Source organism: Achromobacter xylosoxidans A8 (assembly GCF_000165835.1).
GTDB classification, from domain to species: domain Bacteria; phylum Pseudomonadota; class Gammaproteobacteria; order Burkholderiales; family Burkholderiaceae_B; genus Achromobacter; species Achromobacter xylosoxidans_B.
In genome coordinates this window covers 4,120,431-4,142,795 of the sequence record NC_014640.1, presented here as the reverse complement: position 1 = coordinate 4,142,795, position 22,365 = coordinate 4,120,431, and the positions used below count along the sequence as shown (strand labels likewise).

The 22,365-nt window shown below is 67.0% G+C and carries 16 protein-coding genes; 9 read left to right on the top strand and 7 right to left on the bottom strand.

Features of this window, described 5'->3' with window-relative positions; translation table 11 throughout:
• Positions 1 to 28 precede the first annotated feature (28 nt).
• Positions 29 to 1,210 carry a cyclopropane fatty acyl phospholipid synthase gene (cfa, locus tag AXYL_RS19075; RefSeq protein ID WP_013394486.1) on the bottom strand — a complete coding sequence of 394 codons (1,182 nt, stop codon included), beginning with the start codon at positions 1,208 to 1,210 and terminating at the stop codon, positions 29 to 31.
• A gap of 295 nt (positions 1,211 to 1,505) precedes the next feature.
• Between cfa and AXYL_RS19070 the strand changes: the two genes are divergently transcribed.
• The 3 genes from AXYL_RS19070 (at position 1,506) to greB (ending at position 3,976) form a co-directional block, all read left to right on the top strand.
• Positions 1,506 to 2,441, top strand: a complete 936-nt coding sequence (locus AXYL_RS19070; RefSeq protein ID WP_013394485.1) for an alpha/beta fold hydrolase — start codon at positions 1,506 to 1,508, stop codon at positions 2,439 to 2,441.
• A 66-nt stretch (positions 2,442 to 2,507) separates the two neighbouring features.
• Positions 2,508 to 3,353: a 3',5'-nucleoside bisphosphate phosphatase gene (locus AXYL_RS19065; RefSeq protein WP_013394484.1), complete on the top strand. Its 846-nt coding sequence runs from the start codon at positions 2,508 to 2,510 to the stop codon at positions 3,351 to 3,353.
• A gap of 71 nt (positions 3,354 to 3,424) precedes the next feature.
• Positions 3,425 to 3,976, top strand: coding sequence for a transcription elongation factor GreB (greB, locus tag AXYL_RS19060; RefSeq protein ID WP_013394483.1), 552 nt, complete (start codon positions 3,425 to 3,427; stop codon positions 3,974 to 3,976).
• A gap of 162 nt (positions 3,977 to 4,138) precedes the next feature.
• Here the strand turns inward: greB and AXYL_RS19055 are convergent, their stop codons facing one another.
• From AXYL_RS19055 to AXYL_RS19045, 3 genes are all read right to left on the bottom strand, one after another.
• Entirely contained in the window at positions 4,139 to 5,167 is a 1,029-nt protein-coding gene (locus AXYL_RS19055) for a DctP family TRAP transporter solute-binding subunit (RefSeq protein WP_013394482.1), read from the bottom strand.
• Between the two features lie 85 nt (positions 5,168 to 5,252).
• Entirely contained in the window at positions 5,253 to 6,551 is a 1,299-nt protein-coding gene (locus AXYL_RS19050; protein ID WP_013394481.1) for a TRAP transporter large permease, read from the bottom strand.
• Positions 6,548 to 7,087 (bottom strand): TRAP transporter small permease, encoded by a 540-nt coding sequence (locus tag AXYL_RS19045; RefSeq protein ID WP_013394480.1) that lies wholly within the window; start codon positions 7,085 to 7,087, stop codon positions 6,548 to 6,550. Before AXYL_RS19045 ends, AXYL_RS19050 begins: the two co-directional genes overlap by 4 nt.
• A 355-nt stretch (positions 7,088 to 7,442) precedes the next feature.
• On the opposite strand from AXYL_RS19045, the gene purL reads away from it, so the two are divergent.
• The gene (gene purL, locus AXYL_RS19040) at positions 7,443 to 11,492 is read left to right on the top strand and encodes a phosphoribosylformylglycinamidine synthase (RefSeq protein ID WP_041653965.1); all 4,050 of its coding nucleotides are present in this window, start codon (positions 7,443 to 7,445) and stop codon (positions 11,490 to 11,492) included.
• An 81-nt stretch (positions 11,493 to 11,573) separates the two neighbouring features.
• On the opposite strand, the gene AXYL_RS19035 is transcribed toward purL, so the two are convergent.
• From AXYL_RS19035 to AXYL_RS19025, 3 genes are all read right to left on the bottom strand, one after another.
• Positions 11,574 to 13,970 (bottom strand): TonB-dependent siderophore receptor, encoded by a 2,397-nt coding sequence (locus AXYL_RS19035; protein WP_013394478.1) that lies wholly within the window; start codon positions 13,968 to 13,970, stop codon positions 11,574 to 11,576.
• Positions 13,971 to 14,140: 170 nt separating this feature from the next.
• Positions 14,141 to 15,103, bottom strand: coding sequence for a FecR domain-containing protein (locus AXYL_RS19030; protein ID WP_013394477.1), 963 nt, complete (start codon positions 15,101 to 15,103; stop codon positions 14,141 to 14,143).
• Positions 15,100 to 15,606, bottom strand: a complete 507-nt coding sequence (locus tag AXYL_RS19025; protein WP_013394476.1) for a sigma-70 family RNA polymerase sigma factor — start codon at positions 15,604 to 15,606, stop codon at positions 15,100 to 15,102. Before AXYL_RS19025 ends, AXYL_RS19030 begins: the two co-directional genes overlap by 4 nt.
• Before the next feature lie 168 nt (positions 15,607 to 15,774).
• Between AXYL_RS19025 and AXYL_RS19020 the strand changes: the two genes are divergently transcribed.
• The 5 genes from AXYL_RS19020 to AXYL_RS19000 all read left to right on the top strand — a co-directional run bounded on the left by AXYL_RS19020 (position 15,775) and on the right by AXYL_RS19000 (position 22,288).
• Complete coding sequence (locus AXYL_RS19020; RefSeq protein ID WP_013394475.1) at positions 15,775 to 17,400, top strand: methyl-accepting chemotaxis protein; 1,626 nt, start codon at positions 15,775 to 15,777, stop codon at positions 17,398 to 17,400.
• A gap of 254 nt (positions 17,401 to 17,654) precedes the next feature.
• The gene (locus AXYL_RS19015; RefSeq protein ID WP_013394474.1) at positions 17,655 to 19,127 is read left to right on the top strand and encodes a M20 family metallopeptidase; all 1,473 of its coding nucleotides are present in this window, start codon (positions 17,655 to 17,657) and stop codon (positions 19,125 to 19,127) included.
• 69 nt (positions 19,128 to 19,196) lie between these two features.
• On the top strand, positions 19,197 to 19,754 hold the full coding sequence (locus tag AXYL_RS19010; protein ID WP_013394473.1) for a DUF1415 domain-containing protein: 558 nt from the start codon (positions 19,197 to 19,199) through the stop codon (positions 19,752 to 19,754).
• A gap of 239 nt (positions 19,755 to 19,993) precedes the next feature.
• Complete coding sequence (locus AXYL_RS19005) at positions 19,994 to 20,980, top strand: Bug family tripartite tricarboxylate transporter substrate binding protein (RefSeq protein WP_013394472.1); 987 nt, start codon at positions 19,994 to 19,996, stop codon at positions 20,978 to 20,980.
• A gap of 9 nt (positions 20,981 to 20,989) precedes the next feature.
• The gene (locus AXYL_RS19000) at positions 20,990 to 22,288 is read left to right on the top strand and encodes an acyl-CoA thioesterase/BAAT N-terminal domain-containing protein (protein ID WP_013394471.1); all 1,299 of its coding nucleotides are present in this window, start codon (positions 20,990 to 20,992) and stop codon (positions 22,286 to 22,288) included.
• Positions 22,289 to 22,365 lie beyond the last annotated feature (77 nt).

Genomic DNA, 22,365 nt, shown 5'->3' with positions numbered 1-22,365 from the left:
CGGCTTTCTTGTGATGGCGTGACCGCGTTCAGCGCAGCGAGCGGTACGTCTCCTGCCGCTGCGGATGGGTCAGCATGACTTGCCAGAGCTGGCCCTCGCGCGAGCGGAAGAAGCCGGCGCAACACATCAGGTAGTACTTCCACATGCGGTAGAAGCGCTTGCCGTAGCGCGGTTCCAGCTCGGGCCAGGCGTGGTCGAACCTGTCCCACCAGGCCATCAGCGTGCGGTCGTAGTCGGCGCCGAAGTTGTGCCAGTCTTCGATGATGAAGCGGCCTTCCACCGCCGTGGCGATCTCGCGGGCGGACGGCAGCTTGCCGTTGGGGAAGACGTAGCGGTCGATCCAGGGGTCGGTGCTCTGGCTGGTGGAGGCGATGCCGATGGTGTGCAGCAGGAACACGCCGTCCGGGGCCATCAGGCGCTGCACGTTGCTGAAGTAGGTGTCGTAGTTCTTGGGGCCGACGTGCTCGAACATGCCTACCGAGACCACCTTGTCGAAGCTGCCCTGCAGGTCGCGGTAGTCCTGCAGCAGCAGTTGCACGGGCAGGCCCTTGACCCTTTCCTGCGCCAGCGCCAGTTGCTCCTTGGACACGGTGACGCCGGTGACCTTGACGCCATAGCGCTCGGCGGCAAAGCGCGCCAGGCCGCCCCAGCCGCAGCCGATGTCCAGCAGCGTCTCGCCTTCGCGCAGCTGCAATTTGCGGCAGATCATTTCCAGCTTGGCCAGTTGCGCTTCTTCCAGCGTCTGGGCGTTTTCCCAGTAGGCGCAGGAATAGATCATGCGGCTGTCCAGCATGGCTTCGAACACGTCGTTGCCCGCGTCGTAATGCTGTTCGCCGACCTCGAAGGCGCGGTTCTTGGATTGCAGGTTGAACAGCTTGTGGCGCAGGTGCTCGGCGATCAGCTTGACGCGGGCCAGGCCCAACGCCGCCGATCCCATGTCCGCGCGCAGCAGGCGGGTGAACAGTTCGTCGAGCTGGTCGCAGTCCCACTCGCCGTCCATATACGACTCGCCCAGCCCCAGCGACCAGCTGGCGAAGACGCGGTCATACATATGCTTGTCATGAACCTGGATGTCCCAGGGACGCGTGCCGTTGATGTGCACGTCAGCGCGGGCCAGGACGTCCTGGAGCACTTTGGGAGGTTCGGGGGGAGGGGGACTGACGGATTGATGGCCGGTGGCCAGCGGCGAGGAAGGACTGCTCTGCTGCATACGGACTCCATATCAATTTTGGGATGACTGATCTGGCAATGCTTGAAACTTCCGACTCTGATCCTAACAGGTCCGCAACTCCAATTTAATGATTGGATCGCCTCGATAGGCAATGGCAATCCCGCGATTTCGTGGAGCGGGGTTGGCGATCCGGATGCCAGGATCGTAGCGACGACCGGCCTGATAGTCCAGAACCAGGCGGCCTGGGTGTTGCGCCGCCGCCGCCCGCAGTCCGATAAGATACCGGCCTGGCGCGCCTCCAGCCGCGGCGCGCAACGACTTGTGGAGTGTATCGATGGTGGACGCCAGCCTGGAACCCCGTTTGGATTTCGTCACTTGCGCCAGCCCGGCGGGCCTGCACCGCATGGCCTACTGGGAATGGGGCGACCCGGCCAATGACCAGGTACTGGTATGCGTGCACGGCCTGACCCGCAGCGGGCGCGACTTCGATACGCTGGCCCGGCGGCTGGCGGGGCGCTATCGGGTGGTCTGCCCGGACGTGGTGGGGCGCGGCCGTTCCGATTGGCTGGCCAATCCCGCGTTCTACACCGTGCCGCAATACGTCTCGGACATGGTGACCCTGCTGGCGCGGCTGAAGCCGGCGCGCCTGGCCTGGGTGGGCACGTCGATGGGCGGGCTGATCGGCCTGGCGCTGTCGGGCGCGGCTGTCTTTGCGCGCGCCATGCTGGCCATGCGTCCGCACGCGGGCATGCTGCCACCCGAGCAGGGGTTCCATCTGGACACGCTGGTGCTCAACGACGTGGGGCCGCGCCTGGAAACCGGCGCCCTGGCGCGCATTGGCCAGTACGTGGGCGAGCCCGGCGAATTCGCGAGCTTCGAAGAGGCCGTGGCCACCATGCGCGCCAACTCCACGACCTTCGGCCCGCATACCGATGCGCAGTGGGCGGAACTGGCGCGCTATCTGTATCCCCGGCAGGGCGACAAATGGGTCAAGCATTACGACCTGGCCCTGTCCCAGGCCCTGGCCGCGCAGACCCCGGAGGAACTGGCGGCGGGCGAACAGATCCTGTGGCGTTCGTATGATTCGCTGCCGTGCCCCGTGCTGATCGTGCGCGGCGCCGAATCCGACCTGCTGACGCGCGCCACCGTCGAGGAAATGCTCAAGCGCAATCCGCGCGCGCAGGCTCACGAGGTGCGCGGCGTGGGCCACGCACCCACCTTGATGTCGGACGAGCAGGTCGATCCGGTCGCGGCGTTCCTGCTGTCCTGAGTACGCCAGCAAACCGGGGACGGCACGGCGCTATCCACGCTGCCGGGCCTTCTCTACAATAGCTGGATGAACGCGCGCACACTGAACATCGATCTGCATTGCCATTCCACCGTCTCGGACGGCGCACTCGCGCCGCGCGACGTGGCGCAGCGCGCGCATGCCAACGGCGTGGACGTGTGGGCCTTGACCGATCACGACGAAGTCGGCGGCCTGGCCGAAGCGGCCCGCGCCGCGCGCGACCTGGACATGGACTTCGCCACCGGGGTCGAGATCTCGGTGACCTGGGCGGGCGTCACGGTGCATATCGTGGGCCTGCGCTTCGACCCCGAGAACACTGCCTTGGTCGAAGGCCTGCGCAAGACCCGCTCCGGCCGCGCCGAACGCGCCAAGCGCATCGGCGAACGCCTGGCCGACATGGGCATGCCCGGCGCCTACGAGGGCGCGCTGCCTTTTGCCGGCAACCCCGAACTCATCAGCCGCACGCACTTTGCCCGCTATCTGGTCGAAGCGGGTTATTGCCCCGATGTGCAGACCGTGTTCACCAAGCACCTGGGCGACGACCGGCCCGGCCACGTGCCCATGCAATGGGCCACGTTGGCGGAGGCGGTGGGCTGGATACGCGGGGCGGGCGGTACCGCGGTCATCGCGCATCCGGGCCGCTACAAGTACACGCCGCTGCAATTCGCCGCGCTGTTCGACGAATTCCTGCAGCTGGGCGGCCTCGGCATCGAGGTCAACACCGGCAGCCATACCTCGGAAGAGGCCCGCTATTATGCGGATGTGGCGCGCCGCTACGGCTTTCTGGCGTCGCGCGGCTCGGACTTCCATAGTCCCAAGGAAAGCCGGGTGGACCTGGGCCGCTTGCCGGCGCTGCCGCCCGACCTTAAGCCAGTCTGGCACGACTGGTTCTGACGCGGGCGGCGGCCAGGCCGCCTTGCCCTGCACGCTATCGACTGTGACCGCGCCCAAACGGCGCAACCGCCATGAACAAAGCCTTTGTCAAAGAGTCGGACAACGAGGACGACGACGATCTGCCGCAAGCCCAGGCCCTGCCTGCCGGCACCAAGAACTACATGACGCCGGGCGGCTACGAGCGCCTGCGCAGCGAACTTACGCACCTGATGAACGTGGAGCGCCCGTCGGTGGTGCAGGTGGTGTCGTGGGCCGCGTCCAACGGCGACCGTTCCGAGAACGGCGACTACCTGTACGGCAAGAAGCGCCTGCGCGAGATCGACCGCCGCATGCGCTTCCTGACCAAGCGGCTGGACATCGCCGAAGTGGTCGATCCGGCCGCCCAGCCCAACCGAGACCAGGTCTTCTTCGGCGCCACGGTGCTGTATTCGGACAAGGCCGGCGAGGAACACAACGTCACCATCGTGGGCGTCGACGAGGCCGAGCCGCTGGCCGGCAAGATCAGCTGGATCTCGCCGGTGGCGCGCGCGCTGATCAAGGCCAAGGAAGGCGATACCGTGGTGCTGCGCACGCCGGGCGGGATCGAGGAACTGGACATCCTGGACGTCAGTTATCCGGCCTAGCCGCCCGATCTGGCCGGCGCCAGCAACCGAATCCTGACGCGCAAAAGAAAACGGGCGCCAGCTTGTGGCCGGCGCCCGTTGGTGGGCGGGATCTGACGTCCCTGCCTCGGTTGGCGGCTTGCGCCGCCGTTCCCCTGGGGCTTGCTGCTTGTTCCTTGCGGCTTACTTCTTGCGGTTGGCGATCGACTTCTCGGCCAGGTTGACCAGGTCTTCGCCGATCTGCTTCTTCCACTTTTCATAGACGGGCTTGGTGACCTTGACGAAGGCCTCGTGGTCCGCCTGCGACAGCGAGGTCACGGTCACGCCGTGGCCGGCGATTTCCTTCAGCAGCGACGGATCTTCCGGCGTCACGCCCTTGCGCGCGATCACGATCTGCTGCTTGCCGGCGTCCAGCGCGGCCTGGCGCACGATGTCGCGGTCCTTCTCGGACCAGGAATTCCAGACCTCGCGGTTGACCACGAAGATCAGCGGATCGGCCACGTAGTTCCACAGCGTCAGGTACTTCTGGCCCACGGTGTAGAGCTTGGAGCCGGTGTAGATCGACAGGGGGTTTTCCTGGCCGTCGACCGCGCCGCTGGCCAGCGCCGGCTGGGCGTCGGCCCAGCTCATCTGCGTGGGGTTGGCGCCCAGCGCGGTGAACGTGTCGATGTACAGCGGCGAACCCACCACGCGCAGCTTCAGGCCCTTCATGTCCTCGGGCTTCTTGATCTCGTGCTTGGAGTTGCTGAGCTGGCGATAGCCGTTTTCGCCCCAGGCCAGCGGCACCACGCCGGCTTTCTCGATGAGCTTGAACATTTCCTTGCCCACATCGCCTTGCACCAGCGAGTCGATGGCGGCGTAGTCGGGCATCAGGAAGGGCAGGGAGAACAGGTTCAGCTGCTTGACCTGCGGCGACCAGTTGATGGTCGAGCCCACGGCCATGTCGATCACGCCCTGGCGGATGGCGGTGAATTCGCGGGTCTGGTCGCCCTGGACCAGCGAGGTGCCGGGATAGACCTTGATATTGATGCGGCCCTGGGTACGCTCGCGCACCAGGTTGGACCAGATTTCGGCGCCCTGGCCCCAGGGGAAGGTGGTGCCGACGACGATGGAGAGCTTGTACTCGGGCTTGTAGGTTTGCGCGTGCGCGGGCGCCATGCCGACGACGGCCGCCGCGCACAGGGCGGCTCCGATCAGGTTGCGGAATTTCATGTTGCGTCTCCTCTCTTTGCGAGTCTGTCTGTTGTTGTAATGAACACCGGTATCGCCGGCCTTGGGGTCGCCCCGTCCGGCCCTTTCAATAACCCAGCTTGTGCGGCAGCCACAGCGCCAACTGCGGGAACACCAGCACCGCGACCAGCACCAGGAACATCGCGCCCAGCAGCCACACCACCCAGCGCACCGTGGACTCCATCGGCACGCGCGCGATGCGGCAGGACACCATCAGGTTGACGGCCAGCGGCGGGGTGAACTGGCCCAGCGCCACCTTCAAGGTCAGGATCACGCCGAACCACACCGGATCCCAGCCATAGGCGTTGGCGATGGGCATGAGCAGCGGCACGAAGATCAGGAAGATGGAGATGCCGTCCAGGAACATGCCCACGGTCATCAGCAGCAGGATCAGCAGCGCCAGCACGCCCCATTCGCCCAGGCCGGAATTGACGATGGCATGGGTGATGGGATCGATCACGCTCAGCGTCGACAGGGCCCAAGCGAAGATGCCGGCCAGCGTCACCACCAGCATGATGACGGCGGACAGTTCGGCGGCTTCGCGCAGGATGGTGTACAGGTCGCGCAGCTTGATGGTGCGGTGGATGAACATGCCTACGAACAGGCCGTAGAACACCGCGACCACGGCGGCTTCGGTGGGCGTGAACCAGCCCATGCGCATGCCGCCCAGGATCAGCACCGGCGCGGCCAGGCCCCATGAGGCTTCGCGCAGGCTGGCCCAGAAGGGCGGGCGGGGCAGGTGGGCTTCCAGCGCGCCCATCTTGTGCTTGCGCGACAGCCAGACCGCCGGAACGATAAGGGCGATGCCGGCCAGGATGCCCGGGATCATGCCGGCGGCGAACAGCGCCGGCACCGAGGCGCCGGGCACCAGCACCGAGTAGATGATGAAGGCCACCGACGGCGGGATCAGGATGTCAGTGGCGGCGCCGGCCGCCACTACTGCGGCCGAGAACGAGCCCGGGTAGCCGGCGCGCGACATGGCCGTGATCATCACCGCGCCCACAGCCGCCGCGCAGGCCGGACCCGAGCCGGAAATGCCGCCCAGGAACATGGCCACCGCGATCGACACCAGCGGCAGCATGCCCGGGCCGCGCCCGACGATGGCGATGGCGAAGTCCACCAGCCGCTTGGCCACGCCGGAGCGGTCGAAGATCGAGCCCACCAGCACGAACATGGGAATGGCCAGCAGCGGGTACTTGGCCAGGCCGGCATAGAAGTTCTGCGGCACGGTCAACAAGCCATACCAGGGCGTGTCCAGGTTGGACAGCACGATGGCCACGGTCCCGCCCAGGCCCAGGGCCACGCCGACCGGCACGCCGATCAGCATCAGGACGATGAAGACGGTAAAGAGGATGGCCGCGATCATTGCTGTTCCCGGCTGGGGCTTTTGGCGATGCGGCGCAGGGTGCCGATGGTGCGCAGCGAAATCGCCGCCGCCATCACCGGCAGCCAGATCGAATACCACCAGGTCGGCACGCCGATGGCGGGCGAAGTCTCTTCGTAGATGTATTCGTCGGCAACCAGCTTGACCGACAGCACGGTCAGCAGCAGGAAGAAAGCCAGCACGCAGCCGTTGGAGATCAGCGCCATGATGCGCTGGCGGCGGGGCGAACCGGAGTCCGCCAGGATCTCGATGCGGATATGGTGGTTGCGCACGAAGGCGACGCTGCCGCCGGCCATGGTCAGCACGATCAGCAGGAACACCGAGATTTCTTCCGTCCAGGCGAAGGACTGGTCGGTGAAGTAGCGCACCAGCACGTTCAGGAAGGTGATGATGGCCAGGGTCGCCAGCAGGATCACGGCCAGCCAGTCCTCGATGGCCAGCGGCACTTTGACTGCGGGATCTGATTCGGCGGGAATGATCGGTTCGACAGGCTCGGCGGGGGCTTCGGGGCGGGACATGTGAGGCAACGGCCAGCGCCGGGTAGGCGCTATTCATTTATGGGGTCGCTGCATCCTACCGTCGCGCCGTGGGACCGGAAGTTCGTGTTTTCCCGTGGTGCGGGATAGCTGCAACATGCTGCGTCGCAACATAAATTTTGTGCCTCGAAGGCCGCCGGTATTGGGAAAGTTTTGCGGCAGCGGGCTTTTGCCGCGAATGTTGCTACGCAACATCCTGCCGCGCGGCGGTTGGAATTCTTTTGTAACAATGGCCGAAACGGAGCTGTCGGGCGTTGATCGAACAACGGCTCCGGGAAAACCCCCTAAACAGGTAAAATCTCTTTTTGCTCTCCTCTCTTTATACGGCGCCCGCATCGTGTCCCTAGTTCAGCATCTGCCTGGTTCCTCCGTCCTGTCCTCCTTCCGTCGCGATCGCCTCCTGGCGCAATTGAAGGAAGCCGGCTTGCCGGTGGCCGACATATCCGCCCGCTACGAGCACTTCGTCAGCACCGACGCGGCCTTGACGGCCGAGCAGCAGCAACACCTGACCCAACTGCTGGACTACGGCACGCCCGCCACCGGCGACGCGCCGGCCAAGAGCCTGTCCCTGCTGGTGATCCCGCGCCTGGGCACCATTTCGCCCTGGGCCAGCAAGGCCACCGACATCGCCCACAACTGTGGCCTGGCCTCGGTGCATCGCATCGAGCGCGGCGTGCGCTACGTGATCACCCCCGAGCGCGGCCTGCTGGGTACCAAGTCCTTCGACGATGCCATGCTGGCGCGCGCGGCCGACTGCCTGCACGACCGCATGACCGAAACCGTAGTGGACGCCAGCTTCGACGGCCAGGCGCTGTTCCAGCCGCTGGCCGGCAAGCCCATGCGTACGGTCGGCGTGCAGGCGCGCGGCGCCGAAGCCTTGGCCGAAGCCAACACCTCGCTGGGCCTGGCGCTGTCGGACGACGAAATCGAATACCTGGCCAAGTCCTTCACCGACCTGGGCCGCGATCCCACCGACGTGGAATTGATGATGTTCGCGCAGGCCAACAGCGAACACTGCCGCCACAAGATCTTCAATGCCCAATGGGTGATCGACGGCCAGGAACAGCCCAACACGCTGTTCGGCATGATCCGCGCCACCCACAAGGCGCAGCCCGCAGGCACCGTGGTCGCCTATTCGGACAACGCCGCCATCATGGAAGGCGGCCCCGCGCAGCGCTTCCAGGCCGGCGTGCCGGGCGTGACGGGCGAGGGCGTCGAAGGCGCCAAGTACATCCGCCGCGACACCACCGTGCACACGCTGATGAAGGTGGAAACCCACAACCACCCGACCGCGATTGCGCCGTTCCCCGGCGCCTCCACCGGCAACGGCGGCGAGATCCGCGACGAAGGCGCGACCGGCCGCGGCTCCAAGCCCAAGGCCGGCCTGACCGGCTTTACCGTGTCGCACCTGCGCTTCGACGACGCCTTGCAGCCCTGGGAAGCCGATCACCACGGTCTGCCCGAGCGCATCGCCTCGCCGCTGTCCATCATGATCGACGGCCCCATCGGCGGCGCGGCGTTCAACAATGAATTCGGCCGTCCCAACCTGCTGGGCTATTTCCGTTCGTTCGAGCAGACCGCCGGCGGCACGCGCTGGGGCTATCACAAGCCCATCATGATCGCGGGCGGCCTGGGCAGCATCGATGCCGGCCTGACGCACAAGGACGTGATTCCTCCCGGCGCGCTGCTGATCCAGCTGGGCGGCCCGGGCTTCCGCATCGGCATGGGCGGCGGCGCCGCCTCCAGCATCAGCATGGGCAGCAACTCGGCCGAACTGGACTTCGATTCGGTCCAGCGTGGCAACCCCGAAATTGAACGCCGCGCCCAGGAAGTCATCGACCGCTGCTGGCAGCAGGCCGAGAACAACCCCATCATCGCGATCCACGACGTCGGCGCGGGTGGCCTGTCCAACGCCTTCCCGGAACTGGTGAACGACGCTGGCCGCGGCGCCATCTTCGATCTGAAGCGCGTGCCGCTCGAAGAATCGGGCCTGTCGCCCGCCGAAATCTGGAGCAACGAATCCCAGGAACGCTACGTCCTGTCGATCCTGCCCAAGGACCTCGAACGCTTTGACGCCATCGCCCGCCGCGAACGCTGCCCCTACGCGGTGGTGGGCGTGGCCACCGAAGAGCGCCAACTGCGCGTGGTGGACGGCGAGGGCCTGCCGGGCCTGGACACGATCCGCCCGCAAGGTGAGGCCGAAGTGCGTCCGGTGGACGTGCCGATCGACGTCATCCTGGGCAAGCCGCCGCGCATGACCCGCGACGTCACGCGCCTGCCCGGCGTGTCCGCGCCGCTGGACCTGGCCGGCATTGACCTGACCGAAGCCGCCTACCGCGTGTTGCGCCACCCCACGGTGGCCAACAAGTCCTTCCTCATCACCATCGGCGACCGCACCGTGGGCGGGCTGTCCAGCCGCGACCAGATGGTCGGCCCGTGGCAGGTGCCGGTGGCTGACTGCGCCGTGACCCTGGCCGACTACGAAGGCTTCCGCGGCGAAGCCATGTCCATGGGCGAGCGCACCCCGATCGCCATGCTGGACGCGCCGGCTTCCGGCCGCATGGCCGTGGCCGAAGCCCTGACCAACCTGGCCGCCGCCGACGTGGCGCGCCTGGAAGACATCAAGCTGTCGGCCAACTGGATGGCCGCCTGCGGCGTGGCCGGTCAGGATGCCGCGCTGTACGACACCGTGTCCGCCGTCAGCGAACTGTGCCAGGCCACCGGCCTGTCGATTCCGGTGGGCAAGGACTCCCTGTCCATGAAGACGTCCTGGGAACAGGACGGCGAGCAGCGCCAGGTGGTGGCGCCGGTGTCGCTGGTCATCACGGCCTTCGCGCCCGTGGCCGACGTGCGCGCCAGCCTGACCCCGCAGCTGCGCACTGATGCCGGCGACAGCGTGCTGATTCTGATCGACCTGGGCCGCGGCCGCCATCGCATGGGCGGCTCGATCCTGGCGCAGGCCTACAACCAGGTCGGCGAAACCGTGCCGGACATCGATGCGCCGCAGGATCTGCGCGCCTTCTTCGTCACCATCCGCACGCTGGCCGAAGCCGGCACCATCCTGGCCTACCACGACCGTTCCGATGGCGGCCTGTTCGCGACCCTGACCGAAATGGCCTTCGCCGGCCGCACCGGTATCTCGGTCAATCTGGACATGCTGACCTTCGATCCGCAATCGGCGGATTGGGGCGACTACAAGATCCGCCCGGAACAGGTGGCGGTGCAGCGAGAGGAACTGACGCTCAAGGCGCTGTTCTCCGAAGAAGCCGGCGCCGTCATCCAGGTGCCCGCCGCCCAGCGCGACGCCGTCATGCAGGTGCTGCGCGGCGCGGGCCTGTCGGCCCACTCGCACGTCATCGGCGGCTTGAATGGCGCCGACGAAGTCGAGTTCTACCGCGACGGCAAGAAGGTCTGGGGCCAGCCGCGCGCCGAACTCGGCCGCGCCTGGAGCGAAGTGTCCTACCGCATCATGTCGCGCCGCGACAACCCGGCCTGCGCCCAGGCCGAACTGGACGTCTGGAACGACACTACCGATCCGGGCATGAGCCCCAACGTGGACTTCGATCCGCAGCAAGACGTGGCCGCGCCGTTCATCAACACCGGCAAGCGTCCGCGCGTGGCGATCCTGCGCGAGCAGGGCTGCAACAGCCAGGTGGAAATGGGCTGGGCTTTCGACACGGCCGGCTTCGAAGCGATCGACGTGCACATGACCGACCTGCTGTCCGGCCGCGTGGACCTGGCGCAAGTGCAGGGCCTGGTGGCCGTGGGCGGCTTCAGCTACGGCGACGTGCTGGGCGCCGGCGAAGGCTGGGCGCGCACCATCCGCTTCAACAGCAAGCTGTCGGACCAGTTCGCTGCTTACTTCGCGCGTCCCGACACCTTCGCGCTGGGCGTGTGCAACGGCTGCCAGATGATGGCCGCGCTGGCGCCCATGATCCCGGGCGCAGAATTCTGGCCGCGCTTCACGCGCAACCAGTCGGAAAAGTACGAAGCCCGCCTGTCCATGGTCGAAGTGGCCAAGTCGCCGTCGATCTTCTTTGCCGGCATGGAAGGCGCGCGCATCCCGGTCGCCGTGGCCCACGGCGAAGGCTATGCCGACTTCTCGCAGCAGGGCGACGCCAGCCGCGTGCTGGCTGGCGCGCGCTACATCGACAACCGCGGCCAGGTCACCGAAGCCTACCCGTTCAACCCGAACGGCAGCCCCGCCGGCCTGACGTCCGTCACCACCGCCGACGGCCGCTTCACGGTCATGATGCCGCACCCGGAACGCGTGACGCGCAACGTCATGATGTCGTGGGCGCCTGAAAAGTGGGGCCGCGCGGATGCGGGCGGCACGTTCAGCCCCTGGATGCGCATCTTCCGCAACGCGCGCGTCTGGTTGAAGTAAGGCAAACGCTGACGCCGGGACTTGCTGCCCGGCGCTTGCGCGAACGCCCCGCCAATTGGCGGGGCGTTTTCATTGTGGCATTCAGAACTGGTACTTCACCCGCCCGATGACGCTGCGCCGGCTGCCGGGGTAGCAATCGCTCAGGTCGGAGCAGGTCGCCAGGTATTCCTTGTCGAACAGGTTGGTGGCGTTGACCGACAGCGTCAGGTGCTTATCGACCGCGTAGGACACGCCCGCGTCCACCAGCGTGCGTCCGGCGATCTTCAGCGTGTTGGCGTTGTCGCCGTAGGTCGAGCCCACATAGCGCAGGCCCGCACCCAGGCTCAATCCGGCCAGCGCGCTGTTGCGGACCGTGTAGTTCAGCCAGCCCGAGGCGCTGTGCTCCGGAACCAGGGCCGGGCGATTGCCTTCGGTGCCGTTGTTGGCGCGGGTGATGCGGGCGCGCACATAGGTGTAGGAGCCGATGAAGTCCCAGCCGTCGCCCAGGCTGAACTTGCCTTCCAGTTCCACGCCGCGCGATTGCACTTCGCCCGAGGCGACCTGGAAGCCGGGGTTCTGCAGGTCATTGGTCAGCACATTGCTCTTCTTGATGTCGAAGACGGCCAAGGTGTAGAGCGCATTCGATCCGGGCGGCTGGAACTTGATGCCGCCTTCCCATTGGCGTCCGCGCGAGGGCGCGAAGGTCGAACTGCCGGTAGCGGGCGCCGAGGTTCCGGTATTGGGCAGGAAGGACTGGGCGAAGCTGACGTAGGGTGCGACGCCGTTGGGCATGACGTAGTTCAGGCCGGCCCGGCCGCTGAAGCGGCTGCCGCTCTGGTCGCTGTCGCTGTTCAATATCCGGTTTTCGGTTTTCTGGCTGTACCAGTCGTAGCGGCCGCCCAGGGTCAGCACCCAGCGTTCGTCGAAACGCACCTGGTCCTGCAGGTACAGGCCGGTCTGGTGCGTGCGTTCCAGGTAGTTGGCCAGCGGCAGGGTCGGGGTCGGCACGTCCAGGCCATAGACCGGATTGAAGGGGTTCAAGCTGGGCGCCGGCCCCCAGGTGCGCGACACGTCTGCGCTGCTACGGTTGAAGTCCAGGCCGATCAGCAGGGTGTGGGCCAGCGGGCCGGTGCGCAGATCGAGCTGGGCCTGGTTGTCCAGCGCCAGCGCGGTCATGCTTTCGTCGTAGCGGCGGGCGGTGCGGGCGATGCCAGTGGGCGTCAGCCCGGCCAGGAACAGATTGTCCAGGATCGAATCGACGCGTCCGTAGCGCAGGTTCTGCCGCACCTGCAGCGTGTCGTTGAAGCGGTGCTCGAACAGGTAGCCGATGCTCTTCTGGTCCTGGTCGTAGCGGTTGAAGTCGGGATCGCCGTTGCGCAGGTTGGTGGGCTTGCCGTTGACGGTGACCGTGCCGATGGTGCCGCCCGAGCGGTCGCGCAGGTACTCCGTCAGCAGCGTGAAGCGGGTCGCGGCGGAGGGCGCCCAGGTCAGCGAAGGCGCCAGATACAGGCGGTCGTCGGAAATGCTGTCGCCGTTGGGGTAGGTGAATTGCGTGTTGGCATCGCGCGCCACGCCGATGACCCGGTACAGCAGGGTGCCGTCTGCGGTCGCCGGACCGGTCAGGTCGACCGCCGCCTGCTTGCGCTGGAAGCTGCCGTACTCCAGTTCGGCCTCGTAGTGCGGCGTGGCCGAGGGCAGCTTGCTGACGCGGTTGATGAGGCCGCCCGCGTCGCCCTGGCCATACAGCACGGAAGAGGGGCCGCGCAGCACCTCGATGCGTTCCAGCGCATAGGGTTCGCTGCGGAACAGGGTGTAGCCGGAAGTCGCCTGGCGCAGGCCGTCCTTATAGTCGCTGGTGGCCTGGGCATTGAAGCCGCGCAGCATGACCCAGTCGAAGCCCTTGGGATCCACGCCATAGGTTTCCACCGTCACGCCGGGCACGTAGCGCAGCACTTCGGTCACGCTCTGCGCGTTCTGCGCTTCCATCTGCGCGCGCGTCACCACGGAAATCGATTGCGGCACTTCCAGGATGGGCGTGTCGGTCTTGGTGCCGGCCCGGGTCTCTTCGGCCACGTAGCTGTCCGGCGCCATGCCCGAGGCCCGGACGGTGACCGGCTCCAGCGTGGAGACGCCGGCCGCGCCAGGCGGCAGCGGACGCAGCACGTAGCTGCCGCCTTCCAACCGCGCCGCCAGGCCGCTGCCGGCGAGGATGGCGGCATAGCCCGCGTTCAGGCTGTAGGCGCCGCGCAGGCCGGGACTGCGCCGGCCTGCGGTCAGGGCGCCGTCGATGGTGATGGTTACGCCTGCCTGCTGGGCGTAGGCGTTCAGCACCTGGTCCAGCGGGCCGGCGGGAATGTCGTAGCTTTGGGCGGCCCGCTCCTGGGGCGATGCGGCGCCAGGCCCGGCCGCCAGGACGGCGGGGGGCGCGGCAAGCGCCAGGGCGGTCAGGGCCAGGGCCAGCGTGCTGCGGGCGGGCTTGGGAATGGAGCGGGCTTGCATGTCGGGGGTTCCTCGTTGCGGACGTGAATGCTGCGGTTATGCAGGTATCCCGAACGAGAAATAAAAAGTGCTACGGTTTTTGCGAATTTTTTTGCAGGCCAGGATGAAGCCGGGAAAACGCGCCGCGGTAGCGGCCGCCAGTTTGTGCGGCGGGTGCGCGGCGTCGTGGGCTACCTGGGCTCTATCACCACCCAGTAGCCGGTGTAGCGCGACACGCGCAGCGGCAAGGCGCGGGCAAGGGAGGCCAGGATCCGGTCCGTATCGTCGAGGGAGTACACGCCGGAGACGATCAGGTCGGCCACGCGCGGGTCGCAGCGGATCACGCCGCGCCGGTAGCGCCCGATCTGATCCAGGAAGTTGGCCAGCCGCAGGCGTTCGGCCACCAGTTGGCCGCGCAGCCATGCCGGCGCCTGCTGCAAGGATTCCGGCATCGGTTCGGCCGCCAGCGGCGTGAACGCGGAGGATTGGCCCGCGTCCAGCCGCAAGGCGCGGCCCCGCGAGGGCTGGATCTCGACCGCGCCTTCGTACACGCCGACCCGTACCCGGTCGCGCTGCTGCTCCACGCTGAACCGGGTGCCCAGCGCCTGTACGTCGCCATAGGCGGTGGCGACGAAGAAGGGGCGGCCCGCGGCCGCGGGGCCGTGGCCGGTCTCTATATAGATTTCGCCGCGCCGCAGGACCAGCCGGCGCGTATCGGCGCTGTACTCCATGTCGACGGCGCTATCGCCATTGAGCGTGAGGCGGGTGCCGTCCGCCAGCATGACCTCGCGCCGCTCGCCCACCGCGCTGCGGTAGTCGGCAACATAGGCATGCCAGGGCAGTCGCTGGGCCGCCAAGCCGGCGGCGCCCGTGCCCAGCACGGCCCAGCCCATAAGGCGCAGGGCCTTGCGGCGTCCAGCCTGCCGGCCGGAGTGGGCCAGGGCCTGGGCCGAAGCCTCGGGCGATATGTCCATCAGCCGCGTGTCGATGCGCTGCACCTGCTGCCAGGCGCGTTCGTGGTCGGGATGGGCCGCGCGCCAGCGCTGCCAGGCGGCGCGTTCGTCGGCGCTGGCTTCGCCGGACCACAGGATGACCAGCCATTCCAGGCCTTGCGCCAGGACCGGTTCGGGGATGTCCCCGTGCCTGGCGCTCACAGCGCGGCCAGGCAGGCTTGGGCGGCGCGCAGCATGTGCTTGCGGACCAGCGCCACCGACACGCCCAGGCTTTGCGCGATGTCGGAGTAGGTCCGGCCCTCGAAGCGGGACAGGATGAAGACCTGGCGCGCGCGGGCGGGCAGGGCGTCCAGCGCGGCATCCACCGCCATCAATGTTTCCAGCGCCAGCGCGCGCGCCTCGGCCGAGGGCATGTGGGCCTCTGGCAGGCTGGCCAGCGCGTCCAGATAGGCGCTTTCCAGCGCGCGGCGGCGGAACAGGTCCACCACCAGGCCCTTGGCGATCTGGGTGAGGAAGGCGCGGGCCTGCCCGGCTTCCGGCAGCCGGCCCGAGTTCAGCAGCCGTTCGTAGGTGTCGTGCGACAGGTCCGCCGCGTCATGCGCGCAGCCCAGCCGCCGCCGCAGCCAACCCGCCAGCCATCCGTGATGGTCGCGGTAGAGCAGGTTCAAGGCATGTTGCGCCGTGGGCTGGGTGGCCGCCGTCACGATGGGTTTCCGTCAGGTCCAAAGCTGCAAATGATAATCGTTGTTAATTGTGTTGGACAAGCGCGGCGGGGAGGAAATGCAGCCTGCAATCAAATGAGATGTTTAACTTTTGATTGCAACCTGTCGTAAAGCATAGGTAGCCGCTATACGCAACCCGGAGTGACCCCAATGTTCAAGAATCTCAGTATTCGCGCGGTCTTGACGACCGCTTTAGCCGTTTTCTTCGCGCTTTTCCTGCTAACCGGCATCGCCGTGCATCAGCAGCTGACCTCCAATCGCAATTCCATCGAAGTCCTGCTGGACACCAACCTGGTCCGCGCCAATGCCGTGAACGGCGCCGGCACTGAACTGCTGCGGGCCCGCCTGGTGCTGCTGTCCGCCCAGACCGCCCTGATGGAAGGCAAGAGCCTGGACAACCTGGCCAGCATGCAGCGCTTGGACGGCTATACCAAGAAGGCGGGCGAACTGATCGATCTGGTGCGCAAGACGCCGGAAACCTCGGCCCAGGGCAAGCCGCTGCTGGACGCTGCCCTGGCGGCCTACGACGTCTATCACCGCGATGCGATCGTGCCGATGATCGCGGCCATCCGCGCCGGCAACGCTCAGGAATCCGGTCGACTGAATCTGGAGAAAGTGACGCCGCTGGGCCTCACCTTCACCGCGGCCATCCAGAAGTACCTGGACTACGCCGACGAAGTCGGCCAGCGCGTGGCGCGCGAGGCTTCCTCCCGCATCAACGCAGCGATCGCGGTGTTGGTCGGCCTGCTGGTCGTGGTGGCCGCGCTGGTGGTGGGCCTGTATGCGGTGTTCGGCCGCTCGGTGTTCCGTCCGCTGCATGAGGCCGGACGCCTGTTCGACCGCATCGCCGCCGGCGACCTGACCAACCGCATCGAGCAACGCGGCAACAACGAAATCGGCGTGCTGTACGGCGCCGTCAAGCGCATGCAGGACAGCCTGGCCCGCACGGTATCCGCCGTACGCCTGGGCGTGGAAGAGATCCACACCGGCGCGCGCGAGATCGCCGCCGGCAACATCGACCTGTCTTCGCGCACCGAGCAGCAAGCCGCTTCGCTGGAAGAAACCGCCGCCAGCATGGACGAGCTGTCTTCCACCGTGAAGAACAACGCGGAAAGCTCGCGCAGCGCTTCAGAACTGGCTGTGGCGGCGTCCGAGGTGGCCTCGCGCGGCGGTCGGGCGGTGGGCGACGTGGTCGGCACGATGCGTGGCATCGCCGACAGTTCCAACCGCATCGCCGACATCGTCGGCGTGATCGATGGCATCGCCTTCCAGACCAACATCCTGGCGCTGAACGCGGCCGTGGAAGCGGCGCGCGCGGGCGAGCAGGGCAAGGGCTTCGCGGTCGTCGCCAGCGAAGTGCGCGCCCTGGCGCAGCGCAGCGCCGCCGCCGCCAAGGAAATCAAGGGCCTGATCGACGACTCGGTGCAGAAGGTGTCCATCGGTTCGGACCAGGTGGAAGCCGCGGGCGCCACCATGCAGGAAATCGTGACCTCGGTGCGCCGCGTGACGGACATCATCAACGAGATCTCCAGCGCCTCCGAGGAGCAGTCGCAGGGCATTCAGCAGGTCAACCAGGCCGTGTCGCAGATGGACAGCGTGACGCAGCAGAACGCCGCGCTGGTCGAAGAGGCCGCGGCGTCCGCAGCCTCGCTGGAGACTCAGGCGCAGCGCCTGCGCGAAGCGGTGGCGGTGTTCAAGCTGCAGACCGGCCGCGTGATCGACGCCGACGCGCCGGCCGTGGGCCGCAGCGGCGAACCGGCCTTGCTCGGCGCCTGAAGTCCTTGCATGGCCGGCCATCCAGGATGGCCGGCCATGAGTACCGCCATAGCCCCCAGCGCATCGCGTCTGGGGGCTTTGCCGTTTTTGAGCCGGGACCGACGCGCCGGCAGAAACCGCAGCGGCGAAACCAGGGCCGGATAGCGGCACCATTTCCCCGCGCCGACAACAATCAGGGACAAAAGATGCCAGCCGCGCCGCGCAGGCATAAAATAGCGGATTGCCTACCCCCTCCGCACACAGGATCCCGCGCCATGAACGCACGCATCCCCGAAGACGCTCTTCCTCCCACCCTGGACCCGAAGGCCTTGCAGGCTTTCGTGGACGACAAATGGGACAACGAGATCATCCCGGCGCTGACCGACTACATCGCCATCCCGGCCAAGAGCCCGGCGTTCGACGCGGACTGGGAAAAGAACGCGTTCATCGAACGCGTGGTGCGCGACGCCGCGCAGTGGGTCGAGGCGCAGAAGGTCTCCGGCCTGAAGCTGGAAGTGGTGCGCCTGCCGGGCCGCACGCCCGTCATTTTCTTTGACGCGCCCGCCACCCGCAGCGACAACGGCGACACCGTGCTGCTGTACGGCCACCTGGACAAGCAGCCCGAATTCTCCGGCTGGCGCGCCGGCCTGGGCCCCTGGACCCCCAAGCTCGAAGACGGCAAGCTGTATGGCCGCGGCGGCGCCGACGACGGCTATGCCGTGTACGCCTCGCTGACCGCCATCATGGCGCTGGACAAGCAGGGCATTCCGCGTCCGCGCTGCGTCGGCATCGTCGAAACCTGTGAGGAATCCGGCAGCTACGACCTGCTGCCCTATGTGGACGCGCTGCGCGACCGCCTGGGCAACGTGGCCCTGGTGGTGTGCCTGGACTCGGGCGCCGGCAATTACGACCAACTCTGGATGACGACCTCGCTGCGCGGCATGGTGTCGGGCACGCTGGAAGTGCAGGTGCTGGACGAAGGCGTGCACTCGGGCGACTCCAGCGGCGTGGTGCCGTCCTCGTTCCGCATCCTGCGCCATCTGCTGGACCGCCTTGAAGACAGCGGCACCGGCCGCCTGCTGCCGCAGAGCCTGCATTGCGAGATTCCCGCCGATCGCGTCGAACAAGTGCACGCGACCGCGCGCATCCTGGGCGACGAAGTCTGGCGCCGTTTCCCCTGGAGCTGCGGCGCCGACGGCGGCTTCGTGCTGCCCATGACGACCGAACCGGAACAGGCCCTGCTGAACCGCACCTGGCGCCCGACCCTGTCGGTGACTGGCGCCGAAGGCCTGCCGCCGCTGTCCAGCGCAGGCAACGTGCTGCGTCCGCGCACGGCCTTCAAGCTGTCGCTGCGTTTGCCGCCGCTGGTGGATGCCGTGGCTGCCTCGCAAGAGATCAAGGCCTTGCTGGAAGCCGACGCGCCCTACAACGCCAAGGTGCTGTTCAAGGCCAACGAAGGCGCCGCCACCGGCTGGAACGCCCCGGCTTCCGCACCCTGGCTGACCCAGGCGCTGGACGCCGCCTCGCAGCAATACTATGGCGCGTCCTGCGGCTATATCGGCCAGGGCGGCACCATTCCGCTGATGAGCATTCTGCAGAAGGGCTTCCCCAAGGCCCAGTTCATGGTCTGCGGCGTGTTGGGTCCCAAGTCCAACGCCCACGGCCCCAATGAATTCCTGCACGTGCCCTACGGCAAGAAGCTGACCGCGGCCGTGGCCCAGACCATGGCTGCCATGCCGGCCGCGTAAGCGGCGGCGAGGCTGTTTGAAGCGCGGGCCGCAATGCCCGCGCTTTTCTTTTTTCCAGGATGGACCCCCATGATTTCCACTTCCGACGCCTACGCCAACGTGGTCGCTGAGACCAAGCACTGGCTGAACCAGGCCGTGATCGGCCTGAACCTCTGTCCCTTCGCCAAGGCGGTGCAGGTCAAGGACCAGATCCGCTTTGCCGTCAGCGACGCCACCGACGCCGAAGGCGTCCTCACCGACCTGCAGGACGAGCTGGCGCTGCTGGCCGAGACCGATCCCGAGCAGATCGACACCACGCTGCTGATCATCCCGGACGCGCTGGACGACTTCCTGGATTTCAATGACTTCGAGGAACTGTCGGACCGCCTGCTCAAGCGCATGCGCCTGGTGGGCGAACTGCAGGTGGCCACCTTCCATCCGCAGTTCCAGTTCGCCGACACGCAGCCGGACGACATCGAGAACTACACCAACCGTTCGCCGTATCCGATCCTGCATCTGCTGCGCGAAGACAGCATCGACCGCGCGGTGGAATCCTTCCCGGACGCCGCGGAGATTTACGAGAAGAACATCGACACGATGAAGCGGCTGGGCCTGGAAGGCTGGAAGAAGCTGATGACCAAGGCTTAGGCCCAGGCCGGACGGTTTATCAGATCGCATACCAAATACCGCATTGCGGAATACAAGCCTTGCTTCCTCCGGGAAGCCTCGGGATATCCCTAGATAGCCCGCCCGCGGTATTGCATACAACATACTGACGCCGTGACAGCTTGCCGTAAGGCGGGCCGTCCGCGCGTCCTTTCCCTTCGATTGCTTTGCCCCGCGGCCTCTCCCGGGCGCGGGGGCGTTGTCCTTGCCTGGAGAGTTGTATGCGATTCACCCGCCGCCATGCCCTGGGCGCGCTTGCCGCGCTGCCCCTGATCTCGCGCCCCGCCTGGGCGCAGAACACCTTTCCGACCCGCCCTGTGCGGCTGCTGGTGGGCTTTGCCCCAGGCGGACTGACCGACATCGCGGCGCGCGCCCTGGCCGAGCGCATGGGCAAGACCTTGAAACAGAGCGTGGTGGTGGAAAACCGCCCCGGCGGCCAGGCCATCATCGCCACGGTGGCCGTGGCGCGCGCCGAACCGGACGGCTACACCTTGGGCTTTGCCGGCACCAACGGCATGATCCTGAACCCCTTGCTCTACAACAACCTGCCTTACCAGCCATCGGACTTCAAGCAGCTGGGCTCCATGGGCAAGTCGCCGATGCTGCTGATCGTGCACCCCGATCTGGGGGTGAAGAACGTGCAGGAGTTCATCGCGCTGGCCAAGAAAAAGCCCGGCGACATCACGTGCGCGCACGCCGGACGCGGCGTGATCAATCATCTGGCGCTGCTGCATTTCCAGTCCAAGACCGGCACCCAGTTCCAGGACGTGCCCTATAAGGGCAGCGGTCCCGCGCTGCTGGACCTGATGGCCGGCACGGTGCAGAGCACCTTCGACTTCCCGACCTCGGCGCTGCCTAACATCAAGTCGGGCAAGCTGCAGGTGCTGGCGGTCACTTCCGACAAGCGCCTCTCCAGCCTGCCGGACGTGCCCACCATGAAGGAAGCGGGCGTGGACGGCTTCGAGCTCTATACCCGCATGATGATTTCCGGCCCAGCCGCCATGCCCGCTCCGGTGGTCGCCGCGCTGGAGAATGCGGTGCGCGAAGGCACGCGCGATCCCGGCCTGGTGCAGCAGTTCGCCGACCAGGGCGTGACCGTGGAGTTCACGTCCTCGGCCGACCTGGACAAGGTCATTGCCGACGAATCCGCCATGTGGGCCCAGGTGATCAAGGCCAATGGCGTGCCCAAGACCGACCTGAAGAGCTAAGGAGCCACCGTGGCAGAACAACCCAGCATCACCGTCACCCCGGAACGCGCGCTGATCGATGTGGCGCGCGAGATCCGCGTGAGCGGCTTTCCGGCCTATGCCTTCATCACCATCACGGCCAGCATGACGATGTGCGGCGCGCCGTGGCGCTCGCAAGCCGTATTCGTGGCCGGCCACGACGGCAGCCTGGACCTGGCGCGCGATTGCCCCGTGTCCGGCAGCTATGCCGAACCCTCGGCCATGGGCATCGTCTGGTCCATGGCGTGCGAGGACATCGCCAGCGTGGTGTTCCCGCCCGACCGGACCGAGCCGCTCGCCATCCACATCGAAGCCAGCGATGGACGCCACACCGCTACGGCCACCCTGGTGCAGGAGTTCCAGGCCGACGGCGTGACGCACCGCGCGGTGCGCGAGCAGGTGGGCGGCATGACGCTATCCGGCGAGCTTTACACGCCCGCCGGCCCCGGTCCGCACCCGCTGGTGATCTACATGAACGGCTCGTCCGGCGGCGTCAACGCGCCGCGCGCCGCGTTGTTCGCGTCCCGCGGCTACCAGTGCCTGGCGTTGGCCATCTTCAACTACGAGGGCCGTCCCAAGTACCTGAATGACATGCCGCTGGAGTACTTCCAGCACGTGTTGCGCTGGGCTCGCGCCGAACTGGCGCCGCGCGACGGCTTCGTGGCCTTGTCCGGCATCAGCCGCGGCGGCGAGACTTCGCTGCTGGTGGCCTCGCATTATCCGGAGCTGGTCAGCGCGGTGGTCGCCTATGTGCCGTCGCCCGTCATGCATGGCGTGGTCAGCGCCGGCGCGCCTGGCACCGGCCGCGACGCGCAGGTCTGGACCAAGGCCGGCGAGCCGCTGCCGCATCTGTGGCAGGACAACGCCAGCGCCAACTGGGACGCGGCCTACGCCTCGCAGCCGCCATACCGCCAGACCCACGCCTTCCTCAGCGCCACGCGCGATAGCGCCGCGTTCGAGCGCGCCCGCATTCCGGTCGAGAACTATCCCGGTCCGGTGTTGCTGATTAGCGCTTCCGATGATGGCTTCTGGCCCAGCACCGCGTACTCGGAAATCGTCATGCGGCGGCGCCAGGAACATGGCCTGCCGACTTTCCACCATGTCTGCATGGGCGCCGGCCATCACGTACATTATCCCTGCCTGCCCGCCACCCTGATCAGCAAGCCGCACGCGATGTCCGGCCTGCTGCTGGACGCGGGGGGAACGCCCAGCGCCAATGCGGCGGGCAACGAAGGGTCCTATCTGGCGGTGCTGGAGTTTCTGGGGCGCGTGGGAGGCGTCGCCTGGTAAGCGGCAGCCAAGTGGCCGCACAAGCCGCCGGCTCCAGCCCGGCGGGCATGCCGGCGGCGCAACAACGAGGCGGGCAG

Coding starts and splice junctions, on each gene's coding strand:
- cfa (WP_013394486.1), bottom strand. CDS start 1,210: ATGCAGCAGAGCAGTCCTTCCTCGCCGCTGGCCACCGGCCATCAATCC.
- AXYL_RS19070 (WP_013394485.1), top strand. CDS start 1,506: ATGGTGGACGCCAGCCTGGAACCCCGTTTGGATTTCGTCACTTGCGCC.
- AXYL_RS19065 (WP_013394484.1), top strand. CDS start 2,508: ATGAACGCGCGCACACTGAACATCGATCTGCATTGCCATTCCACCGTC.
- greB (WP_013394483.1), top strand. CDS start 3,425: ATGAACAAAGCCTTTGTCAAAGAGTCGGACAACGAGGACGACGACGAT.
- AXYL_RS19055 (WP_013394482.1), bottom strand. CDS start 5,167: ATGAAATTCCGCAACCTGATCGGAGCCGCCCTGTGCGCGGCGGCCGTC.
- AXYL_RS19050 (WP_013394481.1), bottom strand. CDS start 6,551: ATGATCGCGGCCATCCTCTTTACCGTCTTCATCGTCCTGATGCTGATC.
- AXYL_RS19045 (WP_013394480.1), bottom strand. CDS start 7,087: ATGTCCCGCCCCGAAGCCCCCGCCGAGCCTGTCGAACCGATCATTCCC.
- AXYL_RS19035 (WP_013394478.1), bottom strand. CDS start 13,970: ATGCAAGCCCGCTCCATTCCCAAGCCCGCCCGCAGCACGCTGGCCCTG.
- AXYL_RS19020 (WP_013394475.1), top strand. CDS start 15,775: ATGTTCAAGAATCTCAGTATTCGCGCGGTCTTGACGACCGCTTTAGCC.
- AXYL_RS19015 (WP_013394474.1), top strand. CDS start 17,655: ATGAACGCACGCATCCCCGAAGACGCTCTTCCTCCCACCCTGGACCCG.
- AXYL_RS19010 (WP_013394473.1), top strand. CDS start 19,197: ATGATTTCCACTTCCGACGCCTACGCCAACGTGGTCGCTGAGACCAAG.
- AXYL_RS19005 (WP_013394472.1), top strand. CDS start 19,994: ATGCGATTCACCCGCCGCCATGCCCTGGGCGCGCTTGCCGCGCTGCCC.